The organism is Streptomyces sp. NPDC086554 (genome assembly GCF_040686095.1).
In the GTDB taxonomy this organism is placed as follows: Bacteria; Actinomycetota; Actinomycetes; order Streptomycetales; family Streptomycetaceae; genus Streptomyces.
The window spans coordinates 197,697-216,001 of the sequence record NZ_JBFBJK010000010.1; the positions used below are offsets into that span (position 1 = coordinate 197,697).

General features: G+C 70.4%; 17 protein-coding genes. 6 read left to right on the top strand and 11 right to left on the bottom strand.

The features are described 5' to 3' along the window. Positions 1–26 precede the first annotated feature (26 nt). Entirely contained in the window at positions 27–524 is a 498-nt protein-coding gene (locus AB0O76_RS18735; RefSeq protein WP_360770401.1) for a YbaK/EbsC family protein, read from the top strand. Continuing rightward, complete coding sequence (locus AB0O76_RS18740; RefSeq protein WP_365492028.1) at positions 521–1,372, top strand: DMT family transporter; 852 nt, start codon at positions 521–523, stop codon at positions 1,370–1,372. Before AB0O76_RS18735 ends, AB0O76_RS18740 begins: the two co-directional genes overlap by 4 nt. A 133-nt stretch (positions 1,373–1,505) precedes the next feature. Here the strand turns inward: AB0O76_RS18740 and AB0O76_RS18745 are convergent, their stop codons facing one another. From AB0O76_RS18745 to AB0O76_RS18770, 6 genes are all read right to left on the bottom strand, one after another. After that, a complete protein-coding gene (locus tag AB0O76_RS18745) occupies positions 1,506–2,702 on the bottom strand; it encodes a serine hydrolase domain-containing protein (RefSeq protein ID WP_365492031.1) in 1,197 nt (398 codons plus the stop codon). A 38-nt stretch (positions 2,703–2,740) separates the two neighbouring features. Further along, on the bottom strand, positions 2,741–3,187 hold the full coding sequence (locus tag AB0O76_RS18750; RefSeq protein WP_365492034.1) for an organic hydroperoxide resistance protein: 447 nt from the start codon (positions 3,185–3,187) through the stop codon (positions 2,741–2,743). Between the two features lie 132 nt (positions 3,188–3,319). Beyond that, positions 3,320–3,781, bottom strand: coding sequence for a MarR family transcriptional regulator (locus AB0O76_RS18755; protein ID WP_365492037.1), 462 nt, complete (start codon positions 3,779–3,781; stop codon positions 3,320–3,322). Further along, positions 3,778–4,572: an ABC transporter ATP-binding protein gene (locus AB0O76_RS18760; RefSeq protein WP_365492040.1), complete on the bottom strand. Its 795-nt coding sequence runs from the start codon at positions 4,570–4,572 to the stop codon at positions 3,778–3,780. The genes AB0O76_RS18755 and AB0O76_RS18760 overlap by 4 nt, the downstream gene beginning before the upstream one ends. Then, positions 4,560–5,321, bottom strand: coding sequence for a cobalt ECF transporter T component CbiQ (gene cbiQ / locus AB0O76_RS18765; protein ID WP_365492042.1), 762 nt, complete (start codon positions 5,319–5,321; stop codon positions 4,560–4,562). Before cbiQ ends, AB0O76_RS18760 begins: the two co-directional genes overlap by 13 nt. Before the next feature lies 1 nt (position 5,322). After that, complete coding sequence (locus AB0O76_RS18770; protein ID WP_365492045.1) at positions 5,323–6,417, bottom strand: energy-coupling factor ABC transporter permease; 1,095 nt, start codon at positions 6,415–6,417, stop codon at positions 5,323–5,325. A 206-nt stretch (positions 6,418–6,623) separates the two neighbouring features. Here AB0O76_RS18770 and AB0O76_RS18775 point away from each other — a divergent pair, with 206 nt between their 5' ends. Next, positions 6,624–6,965, top strand: coding sequence for an SsgA family sporulation/cell division regulator (locus AB0O76_RS18775; protein ID WP_365492048.1), 342 nt, complete (start codon positions 6,624–6,626; stop codon positions 6,963–6,965). Positions 6,966–6,985: 20 nt separating this feature from the next. Here the strand turns inward: AB0O76_RS18775 and AB0O76_RS18780 are convergent, their stop codons facing one another. Together AB0O76_RS18780 and AB0O76_RS18785 are read right to left on the bottom strand one after the other, a co-directional pair. Beyond that, positions 6,986–9,208: an MMPL family transporter gene (locus AB0O76_RS18780; RefSeq protein WP_365492051.1), complete on the bottom strand. Its 2,223-nt coding sequence runs from the start codon at positions 9,206–9,208 to the stop codon at positions 6,986–6,988. Positions 9,209–9,310: 102 nt separating this feature from the next. Continuing rightward, positions 9,311–9,901 (bottom strand): TetR/AcrR family transcriptional regulator, encoded by a 591-nt coding sequence (locus AB0O76_RS18785; protein WP_365492054.1) that lies wholly within the window; start codon positions 9,899–9,901, stop codon positions 9,311–9,313. A 192-nt stretch (positions 9,902–10,093) separates the two neighbouring features. On the opposite strand from AB0O76_RS18785, the gene AB0O76_RS18790 reads away from it, so the two are divergent. Both AB0O76_RS18790 and AB0O76_RS18795 read left to right on the top strand, forming a co-directional pair. Further along, entirely contained in the window at positions 10,094–13,411 is a 3,318-nt protein-coding gene (locus AB0O76_RS18790) for a S41 family peptidase (RefSeq protein WP_365492057.1), read from the top strand. 113 nt (positions 13,412–13,524) lie between these two features. Then, the gene (locus AB0O76_RS18795; protein WP_365492060.1) at positions 13,525–13,728 is read left to right on the top strand and encodes a hypothetical protein; all 204 of its coding nucleotides are present in this window, start codon (positions 13,525–13,527) and stop codon (positions 13,726–13,728) included. Positions 13,729–14,019: 291 nt separating this feature from the next. Here AB0O76_RS18795 and AB0O76_RS18800 read toward each other — a convergent pair whose 3' ends face one another. From AB0O76_RS18800 to AB0O76_RS18810, 3 genes are read right to left on the bottom strand one after another with little or no spacing between them, the layout of a single operon-like run. Next, positions 14,020–14,895, bottom strand: coding sequence for an SDR family oxidoreductase (locus AB0O76_RS18800; protein WP_365492063.1), 876 nt, complete (start codon positions 14,893–14,895; stop codon positions 14,020–14,022). Then, a complete protein-coding gene (locus AB0O76_RS18805) occupies positions 14,892–15,866 on the bottom strand; it encodes an alpha/beta hydrolase (RefSeq protein WP_365492066.1) in 975 nt (324 codons plus the stop codon). The genes AB0O76_RS18800 and AB0O76_RS18805 overlap by 4 nt, the downstream gene beginning before the upstream one ends. Continuing rightward, a complete protein-coding gene (locus AB0O76_RS18810) occupies positions 15,863–17,491 on the bottom strand; it encodes an NAD(P)/FAD-dependent oxidoreductase (RefSeq protein ID WP_365492069.1) in 1,629 nt (542 codons plus the stop codon). Before AB0O76_RS18810 ends, AB0O76_RS18805 begins: the two co-directional genes overlap by 4 nt. A 175-nt stretch (positions 17,492–17,666) precedes the next feature. Between AB0O76_RS18810 and AB0O76_RS18815 the strand changes: the two genes are divergently transcribed. Next, a complete protein-coding gene (locus tag AB0O76_RS18815; RefSeq protein ID WP_365492370.1) occupies positions 17,667–18,305 on the top strand; it encodes a MerR family transcriptional regulator in 639 nt (212 codons plus the stop codon).

Below are 18,305 nucleotides of genomic sequence, written 5' to 3' on the forward strand. Positions count from 1 at the left end.
GTACACAGACCGCTAGCGTGCGGGGCATGAGCGCTACCGAATCTCCCGCACACCCCCGTTTCGCCGCGGCCCTGAGCGAGCTGGGCCTCGCCGACCTCGTCGGCGACATCCGCCGCTTCCCGGACCAGACCCGTACCGCCCAGGAGGCCGCCGCGGCGATCGGCTGCGAGCTCAGCCAGATCTGCAAGTCGCTCATCTTCGCGGCGGACGGCGTCCCGGTCCTGGTCCTGATGGACGGGGCGTCCCGCGTCGATCTGGAGCTCGTACGCCGGGAGTTGGGCGCGGAGAAGGTGACGCGCGCGAAGGCGGACATCGTCCGGGAGACGACGGGTTACGCGATCGGGGGCGTACCGCCCTTCGGCCACGTGACGAAGACGCGCGTACTCGCCGACCGTTCACTCCTGGGCCACGACGTGGTGTGGGCGGCGGCGGGCACCCCGTACGCGGTCTTCCCCATGGCGCCCAAGGACTTGATCGCCCACGCGAACGGCACCCTGGTGGACGTGCGCGAGCTCGGCGAATGACCCCGCTGGTCGCGGCGGCGGTCCTGCTGGCCGCCGTCACGCACGCCAGTTGGAACGCGATCGCCCACCACATCACGGACAAGCTGATCGGCTTCACGCTGATAGCCGGCGGCGGGATGCTGATCGGCCTGCTCCTCGCCCCGTTCGTCGCGATCCCGGCGGCAGGTGCCTGGCCCTACCTCGTCCTCTCCGCGGCGATCCACGTCGGCTACATGGCCCTCCTGATGCGGTCGTTCAAGCTGGGCGACTTCGGCCAGGCGTATCCGATCGCGCGCGGGACGGCGCCGCTGGTGGTGACCGTCCTCGCGGCGGTCTTCGCGGGCGAGATCCCGGACGGCTGGCAGGCGGCGGGGGTCGCGGTGTCGTGCGCGGGCCTGACGGGCCTGGCCCTATGGGGCATCCGCGGCTCGGGCCGCCGTCCCCATTGGGCGGCGATAGGCGCGGCGCTGGCGACAGGCGTCTCCATCGCGGCGTACACGGTGGTGGACGGACTCGGCGTCCGGGCGTCCGGCTCCGCGATGGGGTACATCGCGTGGCTGATGATTCTTGAGGGCGTCGTGATTCCGGTGTACGCGGCTTACCGCTGGCGCGGTGAACTGCCGGGCCGCCTGCGCCCGTTCGCCGGTGTCGGCCTCCTGGGGGCTGCGCTGTCCGTCTCCGCGTACGGCCTGGTCCTGTGGGCCCAGACGAAGGCGGACCTGGCGCCGATTTCCGCCCTCCGGGAGTCGTCGATCATCGTGGGCGCGGCAATCGGGGCGGTGTTCTTCAAGGAACGCTTCGGGGCGCCTCGCCTTGTGGCGGCGGGGTTGATGGTGGCGGGGATCGGGTTGATGCTGCACGCGGGGTGACGACGCGCCGTCGTCGGCTGCGCCGCCGTACCGCCGCTTCGCGGCGAAAGCTTTCCCGCCCACCCACCCGATTGCCCGGCAGGTTCTTTCAGCCCGTCGAGGGGTCCCCCCTGCTCTTTAAGGGAAAACGCCCCTACACCAGCCCCCGCACCGCCCGCACAAGCCCCTGCGCCCGAGGATCCGCCGTAACGCCTTTGTTCATCCCGTTCGTCACGTACCCGAAGGCAATCCCCGACTCCGGATCGGCGAAGCCAAGCGCGCCCCCACGCCCGGGGTGACCGAACGAACCGGGACCCAGCAGCGGCGACGCCCCGCCATGCAGCATGTAGCCAAGGCCGAAGCGGGTGTTGACGACAAGGACACGGTCCGCCCCCGCGGACTCCTCCCCGCGCGCCAGCTCCACCGTCGAGGGAGTGAACAGCCGCTCCCCACCCTCGACTTCACCGATCAGGGAGGCGTAGAAGCGCGCCAGGGACGACGCCGTGGCGATGCCATTGGACGCGGGAAGGACCGCCGACCGGTACGCCGGGTCGTTCTCGTCCGGGGACGGGTCAATCGCGCCGAACGCCCGCTGGGTGAGGGAGTCCGGGTCCGCGTAGGCCTCGGCGACGTTCCGCCGGGGACGGACCCGAAGCCCCCCGGGCGCGGACGGTGCCGAGATGCGGCCGACCCGGCCCACACGGTCCGCATCCCCTTCGGGAAGGCCTATCCAGAGGTCGAGGCCCAGCGGCCGGGATATCTCCTCGGCCACCCACTCCCCGATCGACCGCCCCGTCACCCGCCGCACCAGCTCACCGGTCAGCCAGCTGTATGTCTGTGCGTGATAGCCGTGGTCGGTCCCCGGCTCCCAGACCGGCGCCTCCCCGGCGACCGCGTCCGCCGCGAAGTCGGGATCCGCCGCCTCCGCGGGAGTCAGCGGGCGGTCGAGGACCGGCACCCCCGCCCGGTGCGACAGCAGATGCCGGACCAGCGTCCGTTCCTTGCCGTGCGCCTTGAACTCCGGCCAGTAGGACCCGACGGGCGCGTCCAGGTCGAGGTCGCCGCGCTGGTGGAGCAGGAGCAGGACAGCGGCGGCGACGCCCTTCGTCGCCGAGCGGACGATCTGCGCGGTGCCCCGCTCCCAGGGCGCACCCCGCTCTCCCCCGTCGACGTCCTTCGTACCGCCCCAGAGCTCGACGACCGGCCGCCCCTCGCGGTAGACCGTGACCGCCGCCCCCTGCTCACCGAGCTCGGCGAAGTTGCGTACGAAGGCGTCCCGCACCGGCTCGAAGCCCTCGGCCACTGTCCCGTCGATCGCCACGTCGTTCTCCTCAATCACCTGCACGCGCATCCCTAAAGGCAACAGAGACGCGGCCCGCCGGATTCCGGCTAGCTCAGCACGATCGAGACGTCGATGTTCCCGCGCGTCGCGTTCGAGTACGGGCAGACCTGGTGCGCCGCCCCCACCAGGCGCCCCGCGAGCTCCTGGTCGACCAGCGGCAGCGAGACGTTGAGCGCGACCGCGAGGCCGTACCCCTGCTCCTGATTGGGGCCGATGCCGACCTTCGCGGCGACGGTGGAGCCGGTCAGGTCGTAGCCCGCGCGGCGGCCCACCAGGACGAGCGCGTTGTGGAAACAGGCGCTGTAGCCCGCCGCGAAGAGCTGCTCGGGGTTGGTGCCGCGGCCGTCGCCGCCGAGCGCCGGGGGCATCGCGACCCGTAGGTCGAGCTGCCCGTCCTGGCTGGTGACGTAGCCGTCACGGCCGCCGTGCGCGGTGGCCTCGGCAACGTACATGATCTTCGTCGGACGGCTGTCGGCGATGGTGCCGTCGGTCATGGCTCGACCTCACCCGGGGAGAGAGAAGGAGGAAGGAGAAAGGAGCGTGGACAAGTACATCGTGCGCAATCTATCTGGCGTACGCACGTCCTTATTACCCGGGGGTAGCAACCGCGGGTAACCCCCCGCCGCTCACCTCTCCCGCGCCCCGACCGCCTCGGCCCGCTCCACAAGCCGCCACAACTCGCCCCGCAGCCGCGCCACTTCGTCCCCCTTCAGCCCGGCCCCCGACAGCAGCGCCTGCGGCACGGCAGAAGCCCGTGACCGCAGCTCGGCGCCCTGCGGGGTCACCTGCACAAGCACCGAGCGCTCGTCGTGCGCCGCCCGCTCGCGCCGCAGCAGCCCCGCAGCCTCAAGGCGTTTCAGGAGCGGCGAGACCGTCCCGTAGTCGAGGTGCAGCGCGGCGGCCAGTTCCTTGACGGGGATCTCGCCTCGCTCCCAGAGCACCAGCATGACCAGGTACTGGGGGTAGGTGAGCCCCAGCTCGTCGAGGACCGGACGGTACGCGGACGTCACGGCGCGCTGTGCCGCGTACAGCGCGAAGCACAGCTGGTCGTCGAGGAGCAGCGATCCCTCGGGGGCCTGGTTCGTCACGCCCCCATTGTCACGGATTTCGGGTCGAAGCCGAACGGCAGTTCCAGGCGGTGCGCGCTCATCAGGGCTTCGTCGCCGAGCAGCTCCCCCGTCGGGCCGTCCGCCGCGATCACGCCGTCGCTGAGGACCAGGGCGCGGGGGCAGAGTTCGAGAGCGTACGGAAGATCGTGCGTCACCATCAGGACCGTCACGTCCAACGACCGCAGGATGTCGGCCAGTTCGCGGCGCGACGCCGGGTCGAGGTTCGACGAGGGCTCGTCGAGGACCAGGATCTCCGGCTCCATCGCGAGGACCGTCGCCACCGCCACCCGCCTGCGCTGCCCGAAGGAGAGGTGGTGCGGCGGGCGGTCGGCGAACTCCGCCATGCCGACCTGTGCAAGAGCGTTCTGTACGCGGGCCTCCAGCTCGGGGCCGCGCATCCCTGCCGCCGCGGGGCCGAACGCCACGTCCTCCCGCACCGTCGGCATGAACAACTGGTCGTCCGGATCCTGGAAGACGATGCCGACCCGGCGCCTGATCTCCGCCATGTGCTTCTTGCCGACGGGCAGGCCGGCCACGGTGACCGTGCCCGCGCCGCCGGTCAGGATGCCGTTCAGATGCAGGACGAGGGTCGTTTTGCCCGCGCCGTTCGGGCCGAGCAGGGCAACCCGCTCGCCGCGGCCGATCGTCATGTCGACGCCGAAGAGCGCCTGGTGCCCGTCGGGGTAGGCGAAGGCGAGGCCGGAGACCTCGAGGGAAGGGACCTGAGGAGAAGGGGCCTCAGGAGAAGGGGCAGTACTCACAGCGTCCATCCCAACAGACATACGACAAGTGCGGAGAACGGAAGGGCCAGCGCGTACGTCCACTGCGTGCGCGATGCGGTCACCTCGTCGATGACCGGCATCGAACCGGCGTACCCCCGGCTGACCATCGCCAGATGCACCCGCTCGCCCCTCTCGTAGGAGCGGATGAAGAGCGCGCCCGCGGATTTGGCCAGGACCCCCCACTGGCGCACGCCCCGCGCCTCGAAGCCGCGCGACTCCCGCGCGATCTTCATGCGGCGCATCTCGTCCGTGATCACATCCCCGTACCGGATCATGAACGAGGCGATCTGGACGAGCAGCGGCGGGAGCTTGAGCCGCTGGAGGCCGAGGAGCAGGGCCCGCAGTTCGGTGGTGGAGGCGAGGATGACGGAGGCGGCGACGCCGAGCGTGCCCTTGGCGAGGACGTTCCAGGCGCCCCACAGTCCGTTCACGCTCAGCGAGAGACCGAGTACGCCGACCCGCTCGCCCTCCGCCACGAACGGCATGAGCACCGCGAACGCCACGAACGGCACCTCGATGAGCAGCCGCTTCAGGAGGAACCCCGCAGGGATGCGGGCCGCGTACGCCACCACACCAAGCAGCACCGCGTACAACGCGAACGCCCACATCGCCTCGCGCGGCGTGGAGACGACCACGACGACGAAGGCGAAGACCGCCGCCAGCTTGGTGTGCGGCGGCAGCGCGTGCACCGGCGAGTGGCCGTGCCGGTAGAGCCGGTGGGCGTGGCCCGCTCCCACGTCAGGCCTTCTCGGTGACGGACGCCGTCGACGCGGGGTCCGTGTCCGACGTACGACGACGACGCAGCGACCAGAAGACCGCCGAGCCCGCGACGACCGTGACGCCGACGCCGATCACACCCGCGAGGCCGCCGGAGAGGCGGGCGTCGGTGATGTCCTTGACGCCGTAGTCGGCGAGCGGCGATTCGGCGGTGGCGTGCTCCTCGGCCTTCTTGTCGATGCCCTTGTCGGCGGCGACCTTCTCCAGGCCGTCGGGGTTCGCGGAGGCGTAGAAGCTGACGAAACCGGCGAGGACGAGGGAGGTGACAAGGCCCGCGATCCAGACCTTGCGGTGAAGGGGGTCCCTCCCTGCTCGAGCGGAGCCGAGAGCTTGGGGGAGTGCGGCCACCGGGACGGCGGCCGGTTCGGCATCGACGAGTTCGCCGCCGACGCGGAGCTTGAGCTTCTGCGTCAGGCCCCGGGCGCCGTACACCAGGTCGGGGCGTACGGCGATGACCGCGCCGACGGTGAGCGCGGTGATCGCGGCCTCGCCGATGCCGATGAGGACGTGCACGCCGACCATGGCGGTGGCGACCTTGCCGATGGAGACGTCGGTGGTGCCACCGAGGGCGTAGAGGAACGTGAAGGCGAGGGCGGCCGCGGGCACGGAGAGCAGCGCGGCGACGAACGACGAGACGGTGACGGAGCGGCGGGTGCGCGGGAGCACCTTCACCAGGCCCCGGAAGACGAGATAGGCGACGACGGTCGTGACGATCGCCATGTCCGTGATGTTCACGCCGAGCGCGGTCAGGCCGCCGTCCGCGAAAAGGACGCCCTGCATGAGGAGTACGACGGACACACACAGGACACCCGTGAAGGGGCCGACGAGTATCGCGGCGAGCGCGCCGCCGAGGAGGTGTCCGCTGGTGCCCGCCGCGACCGGGAAGTTCAGCATCTGTACGGCGAAGATGAACGCCGCGACCAGGCCGGCGAGCGGGGCGGTCCGCTCGTCCAGCTCACGCCGCGCGCCCTTGAGGCTGACGGCGATCGCGCCGGCGGCGATGACCCCGGTGACGGCGGAGACGGGGGCGTCGATGAATCCGTCGGGGACATGCATACGGGCGCTCCTGGGCAGGACACGGGGAAGGAGGACGGAAGGCAGAGCGGATCGCTCGTGAACCGTTCAATGATAGTGCCCTGTTGCGAACGCTTTGCAAGAGCGCTGGGTACCCAACTAATCCGGAGCATCCTGGAGCAATAACAACGAAATATGGGACATTAGAGGGCATAAAGGAAGCAAGAGTGAGGGCAAGGAGTCTGACGATGTCCGCAGTCGAGCAGTACACACGGGCCCACATCGTCACGGACTCGGCCGACGGCCACCGCGCCGTGCCCGCCATCCTCCACTACGACCCGGAGGCCGACCCGCTAGCGATGCGGATCGACCTCCCTGGCGGCCACCAGTGGACCTTCGACCGCCGCCTCATCGAAGAGGGCCTGCTGTCCCCGGTCACCAGCGGCGATGTACGCGTATGGCCCTGCGGCCGAGTCCAACTGGTCGTGGAGTTCCACTCGCGGGAGGGGGTGGAGGTCGTGGAGTTCGACTCAGTGGTGCTGCTCCGCTTCCTGCGCCGCACCTACGCCGCCACTCCCGTCCCGCACTGAGCACTGAGCACTGAGCGGGGTCAGACGCGGGCAAGCTCCCGGTCACCGTCCGCGGCCTTGTCCGCCACGTCGCGCAGCCCCTCGCCCTCCACATCCACATTCGGCAGCGCCCGGTCCAGCCACCTCGGCAGCCACCACGCCTTCCTGCCAAGGAGCGCGAGCACCGCCGGGACCAGGGCCATCCGCACGATGAACGCGTCGAAGAAGACCGCGATCGCCAGACCGAAGCCGATCATCTTCACCATCTGTTCGCTGGAACCGATGAAGCCCGCGAAGACCGCGATCATGATGACGGCCGCCGCCGAGACCACCCGTGCCCCGTGCCGGAAGCCCGTCACGATCGCCTCGCCGGGGCGCTCCCCGTGGACGTACGCCTCTCGCATGCGGGTCACGAGGAAGACCTCGTAGTCCATCGCGAGGCCGAAGACGACGCCCACCATGAAGATCGGCATCATCGACATGATCGGGCCGGTCTGCTCCACGCCGAAGAGCGAGCCGAGCCAGCCCCACTGGAAGACCGCGACGACCGCGCCCAGTGCCGCGAGGACCGAGAGCAGGAAGCCGAGTGCCGCCTTGAGCGGGACCAGGATCGAGCGGAAGACGACGATCAGGAGGAGGAAGGCGAGGCCGACGACCAGGGCCAGGTAGGGCAGCAGGGCGTCGTTCAGCTTCTGAGACACATCGATGTTCATGGCTGTCGTGCCCGTGACCATGACTTCGGCGCCGGTGTCGGACTTGATCTCGCCGCCCGCGTCACGGATCGAGTGCACGAGGCCCTCGGTCTCGGTGCCGCTCGGCTTCGAGGACGGGACGACGCTGATGATCGCCGTGTCGCCCGCCTTGTCGATCATGGGTGGAGCGACGGTCAGGACGTCGTCGAGGCCTGAGATCTTCTTGGTGATCTGCTGGGCCGCCGCCTTAGGGTCGCCCGCGCCCTTGAGGTCGGCGACCGTCATCAGCGGGCCGTTGAAGCCGGGGCCGAATCCGTCGGAGACCAGGTCGTACGCCTTGCGCTGGGTCGTGGACGTCGGCTGCGCACCGTCGTCCGGGAGCCCGAGTTCGAGCGAGGAGACCGGGAGCGCGGCGGCGCCCAGGCCGATGATGCCGACGAGCAGCACGGTGAGCGGGCGACGCACCACGAAGCTGGCCCAGCGGGTGCCCAGGTTGGGCTTGGGCTGCGCGCCCTCGGCCGGCTGCTTCTTCCGGCCGCCGAGCAGCTTGCTCTTCTCGCCGATCGGCTTGACCTTCTTGCCCGCGTACCCGAGCAGCGCCGGTATCAGGGTCAGCGCGATGAGGACGGCGATGACCACCGTGCCGGCCGCCGCGAAGCCCATCTTGGTCAGCATCGGGATGTTGACCACGGCGAGGCCGACCAGGGCGATGACCACGGTGAGCCCGGCGAAGACCACGGCCGAACCCGCGGTCCCCACGGCACGGCCCGCAGCCTCCTCGCGGTCCCGCCCGTCGGCGAGTTCACCGCGATAACGCGAGACGATGAAGAGCGCGTAGTCGATGCCGACCGCGAGGCCGATCATCATGGCGAGCGTGGACGTGGTCGTGCCCAGGTCGAGCGCGTTGGCGAGCGCGGTGATCGAGGAGACACCGATGCCCACGCCGATCAGCGCGGTGAGCAGCGGAAGCCCCGCCGCGACCAGCGAGCCGAAGGTGATCACGAGGACGACGGCCGCGACCGCGATGCCGATGATCTCGGTGGCCCCGGTCTCGGGCATCGCCTGCAGCGCGTCGCCGCCGACCTCGACCGTGAGACCGGACTCGCGGGCGTCGTCGGTGGTCTTCTCAAGCGCGTCACGGCTCTCGTCGGCCAGCTCCATCGAGGTGACCTTGTACGAGACGGACGAGTACGCCGTGGAGCCGTCCTTGCTGACGGTCTTGGCCCGGAACGGATCGGCGGCCGAAGCGACCTCGTCCGAACCGGACTTGAGTGCGGCGACGGTCTTCTGGACCTCGGCCTTGTTGGCCGGGTCGGTGACCTTCTCGCCGTCCGGCGCCTTGAAGACGACCCGGGCGCTCGCGCCGTCGGCGCTGGCCTCGGGCACCCGCTCGTCGAGCAGGTCGAAGGCCTTCTGGGCCTCCGTGCCGGGGATGGAGAAGGAACTGGAGGCGGCGGTGGGCGCGGACGCGGCGCCGACTCCGGCGAGGGTCAGGAGCGCCACCCATATCAGGGCGACGAAGTGCCGTCGCCTGAAGGCGAGTCGGCCGAGTTTGTAGAGGAATGTGGCCACGAGGGCGTACTCCCGGTCAGTCGTGGGGTCAGCAGGGCAGGGGGGATCAGCCCGACGACGTGAGCGGTTCGCGTCAGGAGGGGTGGTCGTACGGGGGCTGGATCAGACGCCGAGGGCGGGGAGGATCACGGCGTCGACATAGGAGGTGAGGAAGTCACGGTCGACCGTGCGGTCCTCGATCAGGTCGCGGGCGACGAATCCGCCGACCATCATGTGGATGACGTAGTCGAGCGCCGGGTTGTCCGCGGCCACTTCGCCGCGTTCGACCGCTCTGCGCAGCATCGCGTTCAGGCCGGTGATCTCCGGCTCGATGAGCAACTGCCGCATCGCCTGGTGGAGTTCGGGATTGCCGTGGATGGCGTGGAACAGGCCCCGCATCAGCGCGGCGTCCCGCTCCATCTGGCAGTCGTCCGAACGCGCCATGGTCGCGTGGAAGTCGCCGCGCAGGGACCCCGTGTCGATGTCCTCGATGGACACCGGCTTGTTGTGCCGCAGCGCCCTGGCGATCAGCTCCGGCTTGCTCCCCCACTGGCGGTAGAGGGTGGCCTTGCTGGACCTGGTGCGGGCGGCGATGGCGTCCATGGTGAGCGCCTCGTACCCGACTTCGCGGAGCAGATCGAGCACGGCCGCGTACAGCTCGGCCTCGCGCTCGGGCGTGATCCGGCTGCGCCGCGCCGTTGCCGCCTCAGCCATGATCCCTCCACTCCTCATCGAATTCCGACGTATCGAACGTATCGAAATATCGAAACTGTTTCGTACGCCATGACTGTACCCCCAGCCTTAGCGAAACGAAACCGTTTCGTACGTGTGCTGGGTCACGCGCGCTGCCCCCTCGCATCCCCTGTACAAGTTGCCGGGCCTCCCGCACCGGAAAAGCATGGTGAGGTGACCGAAGCGCGCGACGACACCCATGCCGACCCCGCCTACCTGCGGTTTCCGCACCTCAGCGGCGACCGCCTCTGTTTCGCGGCCGAGGACGACCTCTGGGTGGCCCCGCTGGCCGCGGACGGCGCCCCGGCCGGCCGCGCCTGGCGGGTCACCGCCGACCGGACCAAGGTGAGCCATCCGCGCTTCTCGCCGGACGGCCGCCACATCGCGTACACGACATGGCGCAGCCTCGACCCGGAGATCCATCTCGCCCCGGTGGACGGCGGCCCCTCGCGCCGACTCACCTACTGGGGCAGCACCGACACCCGCGTCTGTGGCTGGTCCCCCGATGGCGACATCCTCGCCGTCTCCTCGCACGGCCAGCCCTTCTCCTACTTCTGCTGGGCCTACAGCGTGCCGACCGACGGCTCGCCCGGCCGCAGACTGCCCTGGGGTCCCGTCCACGACATCGCGGTCACCGACATCGACGGCGAGCGCAAGACGCTTCTCCTGACCGGGCGGCCGCCGCACGAACCGGCCGCCTGGAAGCGCTACCGGGGCGGCGCGATGGGCCGCATGTGGATGCACGGCGAGCACATCCTGGCCGACATCGACGGGCAGCTCGACACCCCGATGTTCGTGGGCGGCCGGATCGCCTTCCTCTCCGACCACGAGGGCGTGGGCAACCTCTACTCCTGCCTGCCCGACGGCTCCGACCTGCGGCGGCACACCGACCACGACGCGTTCTACGCCCGGCACGCGTCCAGCGACGGCACCCGCGTCGTCTACCAGTGCGCGGGCGGCATCTGGATGGTCGACGACCTCTCCGCGGAATCCGAGCCGCGCCGCCTGGACGTACGGCTCGGCGGGCCGCGCACCGGGCGGCGGGTCTACCATGTCCCGGCCGCGCAGAACGTCGACGCGCTCTCCGTGGACACGACTGGACGGGCCAGCGCCGTCGTCGTACGCGGCAGCCTGTACTGGCTCACCCACCGGGACGGTCCGGCCCGCACCATCATCGACACCCCGGGCGTACGCGTCCGGCTGCCGGAGATGCTCGGCACCGGCGGGCAGGTCGCGTACGTCACTGACGCCGAGGGCGAGGACGCCGTCGAGATCGCCTATCTGCCGCGCGCCAGCGGCGAGCGCGAGCCGCGCAGGCTGGCCGGCGGGGAGCTCGGCCGCGTCCAGGAGATGGTCTCCGACCCCGACGGCGAACGCCTCGCCATCGCCTCCAACGACGGCCGCCTCCTCCTCATCACTGTGTCCGATGAAGCGGCTGCCGCCGCGGGGACCGAGGAGTCCAACGGCGAGGTCACCGAGCTGATCCGCTCCATCAACGGTCCGGTGCGCGATCTCGCCTTCTCCCCCGACGGCGCCTGGCTGACCTGGTCCCATCCCGGCATCGGCCGCTCCCTGCGGCAGATCAAGCTGGCCCGTATCCAAGGCCCGGGCGCCCGCACGATCGTCGACGTCACCAACGGCCGCTTCGAGGACGAGAACCCCGTCTTCACGCGGGACGGCCGCTATCTCGCCTTCCTCTCCTGGCGCGGCTTCGACCCCGTCTACGACGTGCACACCGGCGACCTCTCCTTCCCGCTCGGCTGCCGCCCCTACCTCGTCCCCCTGTCGTCGGCGACCCCGTCCCCCTTCGCGCTCTCCCCCGACGGCCGTCCCGCCGCGGGCGGGCTCGACCCGGTCGAGGAGGGCGACAAGGACGGCGACGGGGACGGCACCACCACCGTGGAGGTCGAGGGCCTGGAGAGCAGGGTCACGCCGTTCCCCGTCACGGCATCCAAGTACTCCGCGCTCCAGCCCGTCAGCGGCGGCGGCCTGGTCTGGCTGCGCTGGCCGATCTCGGGCGCGCTCGGCGAGACCTTCGCCAACCCGGCCGACACCTCGGGGCGCCCCACCCTCGAATACTTCAACATCTCCAAGGCCAAGAAGTCCCAACTCGTCGAGCACCTCGACTGGTTCGCGGTCAGCGGCGACGGCACCCGACTCGTCGTCGTCGACGAGGGCGACCTCAGCGCCGTGCCCTCCACCGAATCCGGGGACAGCGACACCACCGTCTGGATCGACCTGCGCCGCATCCTGCACGAGGTCGACCCGCCGGCCGAGTGGCGCCAGGCCTACGACGAGGCGGGCCGCATCATCCGCGCCTACTTCTGGGAACCGGACATGTGCGGCATCGACTGGCCCGCCGTCCTCGACCAGTACCGCCCGCTCGTCGAACACGTCGCGTCCCCCGACGAGTTCGCCGACCTGCTCCGGGAGGTCCTCGGCGAACTGGGCACATCTCACGCGTACGTCACCGCGGCGCGCCGCAACGAGGGGCCGCCGCACTATCAGCGCGCGATGGGACTGCTCGGCGCCAACCTGGTCTGCCGGGACGGCAGTTGGACGGTCAAGCGGATCCTGCCCGGCGACTCGTCCGACTCCAAGGCCCGCTCGCCGCTCGCCGGAGCCGGGATCCGCGCGGGCGCCGTCCTCACGCACATCGACGGCCGCCCGGTCGACCCGGTCGCCGGGCCCTATCCACTGCTCGCGGCCGCGGGCGGCACGACGGTGGAGCTGACGTTCAAGCCCGCGGAGGGCGAGGGGCGCGCGCGGCGCGTCGCGATCGTCCCGCTGGTCAACGAACGGCCCCTGCGCTACCAGGACTGGGTGGCCAAACGGCGTGAAGTCGTACGGGAGTTGAGCGGCGGCAAGTGCGGCTATCTGCACATCCCCGACATGGGCGGCTCGGGCTGGGCACAGTTCAACAGGGACCTGCGCCTCGAAGTGTCCCGTCCTGCCCTGATCGTGGACGTACGCGGCAACGCGGGCGGCCACATCAGCGAACTGGTCGTCGAGACGCTCACGCGCAAGATCCTCGGCTGGGACCTGACACGGAACGCCCAGCCGGTGTCGTACGCGTCGAACGCACCGCGCGGTCCTGTGGTGGCCCTGGCCGACGAAGCGACATCCTCCGACGGCGACATGATCACGGCAGCCTTCAAGCTGCTCGGCCTCGGTCCTGTGGTGGGGCAGCGCACCTGGGGCGGTGTGGTGGGCATGACGGGGCGGCACCGGCTCGGTGACGGGACGGTGATCACGGTGCCGATGAACGCGGCCTGGTTCGACGCGTACGCCTGGTCCGTGGAGAACCATGGCGTCGAGCCGGACCTGGACGTTCTGCGCACGCCCCTGGACTGGGCGGAGGGGCGGCATGCCCAGCTGGACGACGCGGTCGGCCTCGCGCTCGACCTCCTCGACCGGCAGCCTGCGGCGACTCCGCCGGGCTACTCGGATGTACCGGACCGACGCCGCCCGAAGCTGCCGCCGCGGTGGTAGCGGGGCCGTTCTCCCGGATGGCTACTGTCCGTTGCTGATCGAAATGCGCGGAATGTACCCCCGTGTCAGTCTGGTCGAGGCCCTTCCAATCTCACCCTCTAGGAGTGAACCGCATGGGCATCAAGGACCAGTTCCAGGACAAGGCCGACGAGCTTCGCGACAAGGCCAAAGACGCTATGGGCGGCGCGAAGGAAGAAACGGGCAAGCGCGGCCAGCGGTCCCAGGAGGAGGTCGAGCGCAGCTCGCAGACCTCGGACGAGGCGCAGCGGGCGGCGCAGGAGCAGCAGGACAGGTTCAACCAGGACTACGACGCCTGACGCTGGCGCTGGCCTGAACGGTGAGGCCCACCCGGAAGCACCGGGTGGGCCTCCCCGCATGCCCACCGCGGCCCGGCACCGAACAACACCGCCGCTCCGCGCCGGATATCTCCCGCCCACCCACCCGATTACCCCGCAACTGCCTGCCCGCCCTCGCCTCGCTGTGGGCAGGCGTTCCGCAGGGCGGAACGGGTGGGCACAGCGCACCTGCCGGGTGAGCGATGGACTAGGCCGTAGGCCCAGCGCCGGCCGCCCGGCGGGGAAGGCCCAACCCCGGGCAAGCAGACCCCGTCACCGCCCCCGGGAACTCTCATCGGCGGAGCCGCCCGCTCCGACAAGGCCGGTCGAGACACTGCCGAGCCGCGGCTCGAAGCGGCGCATCTCCCGCTGGCCGACCGAGCCGATCACCGCCGGCAGATACCCGCGGATGCCCTGCATGCCCCGCAGCCACCACTGCGCGTACACATGGCTGGAGCGGCGCTCGATCCCGGCGACGATCCGGTCGACGGCCGGACCCAGTGGGTACGTCTTGTTGGACGGCCACGGAAGCCGCTGCCGCAACTCCCGCATCACGTCGTCCTGATCGGCCCCCCGCACCATGTCCGTGTCCGTCCAGGACAGGTAACCGACGCCCACCTTCACGCCCTTGTACCCGACCTCCGCCCGCAACGAGTGCGCGTACGCCTCGACTCCCGACTTCGACGCGCAGTACGCCGTCATCATCGGCGCCGGCGTGATCGCAGCCAGCGAGGCGATCTGCAGCAGATAGCCGCGGCTCTCCATCAGGACAGGCAGGAACGCCCGCCCCGTCACCGCGCTCCCGATCAAGTTGACCTCGATCACCCGGCGCCACGCGTCGGGGTCGGACTCCACGAACGGCCCCCCGTTCGCGACCCCCGCGTTGGCGACGACGATGTCGACCTTCCCGAACCGCTCCTTGACCTCCTGCGCCACCCGCGCCATCGCGACATGGTCCGTCACATCCACGTGCCACGCCTCGGCCTCGGTGTGCAGCCGCCCCGCGACCTGCTTCAGCTCGTCCGGCTCCAGGCCGACCAGCGCGATCTTCGCGCCCCGCGCCGACAGCTTGCGGGCGAGCAGTTCACCCACGCCCCGCGCCGCTCCCGTGACGACAGCGACCTGTCCCTCCAGGCTGACCTTGCTCATGCGCTGCTCCCCTCGACCTCGACGGCCTCGACCTCGACCTGCGGCTCGTCCACCCGTACGTACGTATCCACAAGTTCCCTGATCCGCGCCGTCACCGCCTCCGGAGCCTCGATCGGCGTCATATGGCCGATCCCCGCCAGTTCGGTGAGCCCGAGCGAGTCCGGCAGCATCGCCTCGATCCGCCGCGCGTGCGCGACCGGCGTAAGCCGGTCGGCCGTTCCCGCGATGACAGCGGTCGGAGCATTCAACTCCAGTACACCCGCGTCCAGTTCGAGCTCGGCCAGCACATGCGACCAGCGGTAGCGCACGACCCGAGGACAGGCGTGCACGATCCGCGCGCACGCGTCCACCCGCTCCGGCGACGAACCGGCGCCCATCGTCGCGTACTTGAGGATCCGCCGGGCCATCCCGGTGACAGGACCGAGCGGCGCCTTCGCCCCGAGCACCGACCGCGTCACCCGCGTCCGCACCCGCCCGGCCCTGATCGGCACCACGGTCGACTCGGCGACGAGCCGCGAACTGCCCGTGCTGCACAGCAGAACGGCCCCCGCGTGCTCCCGGAACCCGGGCCGCGTGCCGGCGGCCATCATCGTCATGCCGCCCATGGAGTGCCCGGCGAGCAGCGCCCGCTCCCCCGGTTCCAGCGTCGCCGCGAGCACCGCCTCCAGGTCGTCGGCGAGGGCGGTCGTGCTGTACCCCTCGATGCCGGTCGGCGCGGCACTGCGCCCATGTCCCCGCTGGTCGTACGCGATCACTCGGTGGTCGACCGCCAGGTCACGTATCTGCGCCGCCCAGAAGGCGGTCGAGCAGGTCCACCCGTGCGCGAGCACCACGGCGGGCGCGGCTGCTTTGCCGTCGGGACCGTGCACCTCGACGTGCAGCCGCGCGCCGTCCGCCGACACGGCGGTCAGTTCCCGCGCCGCGGGAGGCGGCGCGAACGGCCCGCTCGTCACATGCGTAAGTCGGCTCATGCCCCGGCCTCGACCTTCTTGCTCGTACGCGCCTTGCTCTTGCCCTTGCCCTTGCCTGTGCCCGTGCCCGTCGTCGTACGCGGCTTCGGCAGCGCGTCCGCCTTCGGCAGCCGCAGCACCTCGTACTCGGCCAGATCCACCTGCCGCGTGGCATTGCGGAACTCGGTCGTCGTGCCCGGCCAGATCGTCGTGTTCACGCCGTTCGCGTCGAGGTACCAGCTGTTGCAGCCGCCGGTGTTCCACACGGTGCGCTCCATCCGCCGCTGCACCTTGTCGTTCCAGGCGTGCACGGCGCTCGTCCGCGCGGCGAGCGCCGCCCGGCCACCGGGACCAGAGGAAGAGAGCGAGGAAGAGAGCAGAGTCAACTGCCGCATGTAGTCGGCGAGATAGTTCAGCTGGGACTCGATCATCAGGATCATCGAGGAGTTACCGAGACCGGTGTTCGGGCCGATGATCGTCATGAAGTTGGGGAAGCCCGCCGCGGTCGCGCCGCGCAGCGACTTCATCCCGTCCTTCCAGGACTCCATCATCGTCCCGCCGTCGGCGCCGACCACACGGTCGGCGATCGGCATGTCCGTCACATGGAAGCCCGTACCGAAGATGATCGCGTCGACCTCGGCCTCGGTGCCGTCGGCGGCGACGACGGTGTTGCCGCGCACCTCGCTCAGGCCGCTGGCGACGACGTCGACATTGGGCCGCGCGAGCGCCGGGTAGTAGGTGTTGGACAGCAGGATGCGCTTGCAGCCGATGCGGTACGTCGGTGTCAGCTTGGCCCGCATTGCCGGGTCCTTGATCGCCCGGTGGATGTTCCGCTTGGCGAGCTGCTCGATCGCGCCGAGCTCGTTCGGCCGCTTGGTGAACGCCTGGACCTGCAGCTCCCTGATCCCCCACAGGATGCCGCGCCTGGCGTGCGTGGTGAACGGCAGCCGGCGGTGCAGCCAGCGCTCGGCGCCGGTGATGGCGCGGTCCATGCGCGGCATCACCCACGGCGGGGTGCGCTGGAAGAGCGTCAGCCTGCCGACCTCGCGCTGGATGGCGGGCACGATCTGGATGGCGGACGCGCCGGTGCCGACCATCGCGACGCGCTTGCCGCGCAGGTCGTAGTCGTGGTCCCAGCGCGCGGAGTGGAAGACCTTGCCCTCGAAGGTGTCGAGGCCCGGGATGTCCGGCAGCTTGGGGTCGGAGAGCGGCCCGGTGGCGGAGACGACGACATCGGCGGTGAGCGTCCCGTTGCTGGTCTCGATCACCCACCAAAGCTGTTCGGCATCCCAACGGAGCAGCTCCACCTCGGTGTTGAGGCGGATGTGCGAGCGCAGCCGGAAGGTGTCGGCGACCCGTTCCAGGTACTCCCAGATGTGCTCCTGGCCGGAGAAGGTGCGCGGCCAGTCGGGGTTGGGGGCGAAGGAGAACGAGTACAGATGCGAGGGCACGTCGCACGCGCAGCCCGGATAGCTGTTGTCCCGCCAGGTGCCGCCCACCGCGCCGGCCCGCTCCAGGACGACGAAGTCGGTGATGCCCTCGCGGCGCAGCCGGACGGCCGCGCCGAGGCCGCCGAAGCCGGACCCGATGACCGCCACCCTCACATGCTCGTGTTCGCGCTCCTGCTCGCGCTCGTGCTCGGCCATGCCGCCGCCTCCCGAACTGCCGCTGACTCTGCCAGTGACCACTGGCGCAATGGGGAGACTAGAACAGCGACGTACTCATGGGTAGGGGTTGGACGGGAGGAGTTACCGCCGGTAGAACACTCGCCCGATCCACACGGCATAGGCTGCTGCCGTGGCAGAGACACGCGAGTACCGCATGGAGGAGCTGGCCAGGGCGGCCGGCATCACAGTGCGCACCGTGCGCTTCTACCGTGAGCGCGGCCTTATCCCACCGCCCCGCCGCGAGGGCCGCATCGCCTGGTACGACGACCACCATCTGGCCAGGCTCCGCACGATCGCCGCACTCCTGGACCGCGGCCACACCCTGAGCGGCATCGCGGAACTGGCCGAGGCCTTCGAGAACGGCCGCGACGTCGGTGAACTCCTCGGCATGGGCGAGCCCACGGAGGAGATCCCGGTCCGCCTCACCCCCGAGGACCTGGCCGACCACTTCGCCGGCGAGGTCACCCCCGAGAACCTGGCCGCGGCCCTGGACCTCGGCTACCTGGCCACCGACGGCGACGAACTCGTCCACGTCAGTCGCCGCCTCCTGGACGTGTCATCGGCCCTGGTCCGCGAGGGCATCCCGCTGGCCACGGTCCTGGAAGCGGGCCAACGGGTACGCGAACACGCGGACGCACTGGCGGAGTTGTTCGTAACGATCATCCGCGACAACACACCCCCCGAGGCGGGAGACAAAAACATTGACCGCCTACGCCCTTTGGCGAAGAGCGTGGTGGAAGCGGAACTGTCGATGGCAATGGACCGCCGCCTGGCGGCAGACAAGTCGGACTGA

Excerpts from the sequence above, each read along its gene's own strand:
- AB0O76_RS18760 (WP_365492040.1), bottom strand. The coding sequence starts at position 4,572 with ATGGACGCTGTGAGTACTGCCCCTTCTCCTGAGGCCCCTTCTCCTCAG.
- AB0O76_RS18805 (WP_365492066.1), bottom strand. The coding sequence starts at position 15,866 with ATGAGCCGACTTACGCATGTGACGAGCGGGCCGTTCGCGCCGCCTCCC.
- AB0O76_RS18740 (WP_365492028.1), top strand. The coding sequence starts at position 521 with ATGACCCCGCTGGTCGCGGCGGCGGTCCTGCTGGCCGCCGTCACGCAC.
- AB0O76_RS18800 (WP_365492063.1), bottom strand. The coding sequence starts at position 14,895 with ATGAGCAAGGTCAGCCTGGAGGGACAGGTCGCTGTCGTCACGGGAGCG.
- AB0O76_RS18795 (WP_365492060.1), top strand. The coding sequence starts at position 13,525 with ATGGGCATCAAGGACCAGTTCCAGGACAAGGCCGACGAGCTTCGCGAC.
- AB0O76_RS18785 (WP_365492054.1), bottom strand. The coding sequence starts at position 9,901 with ATGGCTGAGGCGGCAACGGCGCGGCGCAGCCGGATCACGCCCGAGCGC.
- AB0O76_RS18810 (WP_365492069.1), bottom strand. The coding sequence starts at position 17,491 with ATGGCCGAGCACGAGCGCGAGCAGGAGCGCGAACACGAGCATGTGAGG.
- AB0O76_RS18745 (WP_365492031.1), bottom strand. The coding sequence starts at position 2,702 with ATGCGCGTGCAGGTGATTGAGGAGAACGACGTGGCGATCGACGGGACA.
- AB0O76_RS18775 (WP_365492048.1), top strand. The coding sequence starts at position 6,624 with ATGTCCGCAGTCGAGCAGTACACACGGGCCCACATCGTCACGGACTCG.
- AB0O76_RS18735 (WP_360770401.1), top strand. The coding sequence starts at position 27 with ATGAGCGCTACCGAATCTCCCGCACACCCCCGTTTCGCCGCGGCCCTG.
- AB0O76_RS18815 (WP_365492370.1), top strand. The coding sequence starts at position 17,667 with ATGGAGGAGCTGGCCAGGGCGGCCGGCATCACAGTGCGCACCGTGCGC.
- AB0O76_RS18770 (WP_365492045.1), bottom strand. The coding sequence starts at position 6,417 with ATGCATGTCCCCGACGGATTCATCGACGCCCCCGTCTCCGCCGTCACC.
- AB0O76_RS18750 (WP_365492034.1), bottom strand. The coding sequence starts at position 3,187 with ATGACCGACGGCACCATCGCCGACAGCCGTCCGACGAAGATCATGTAC.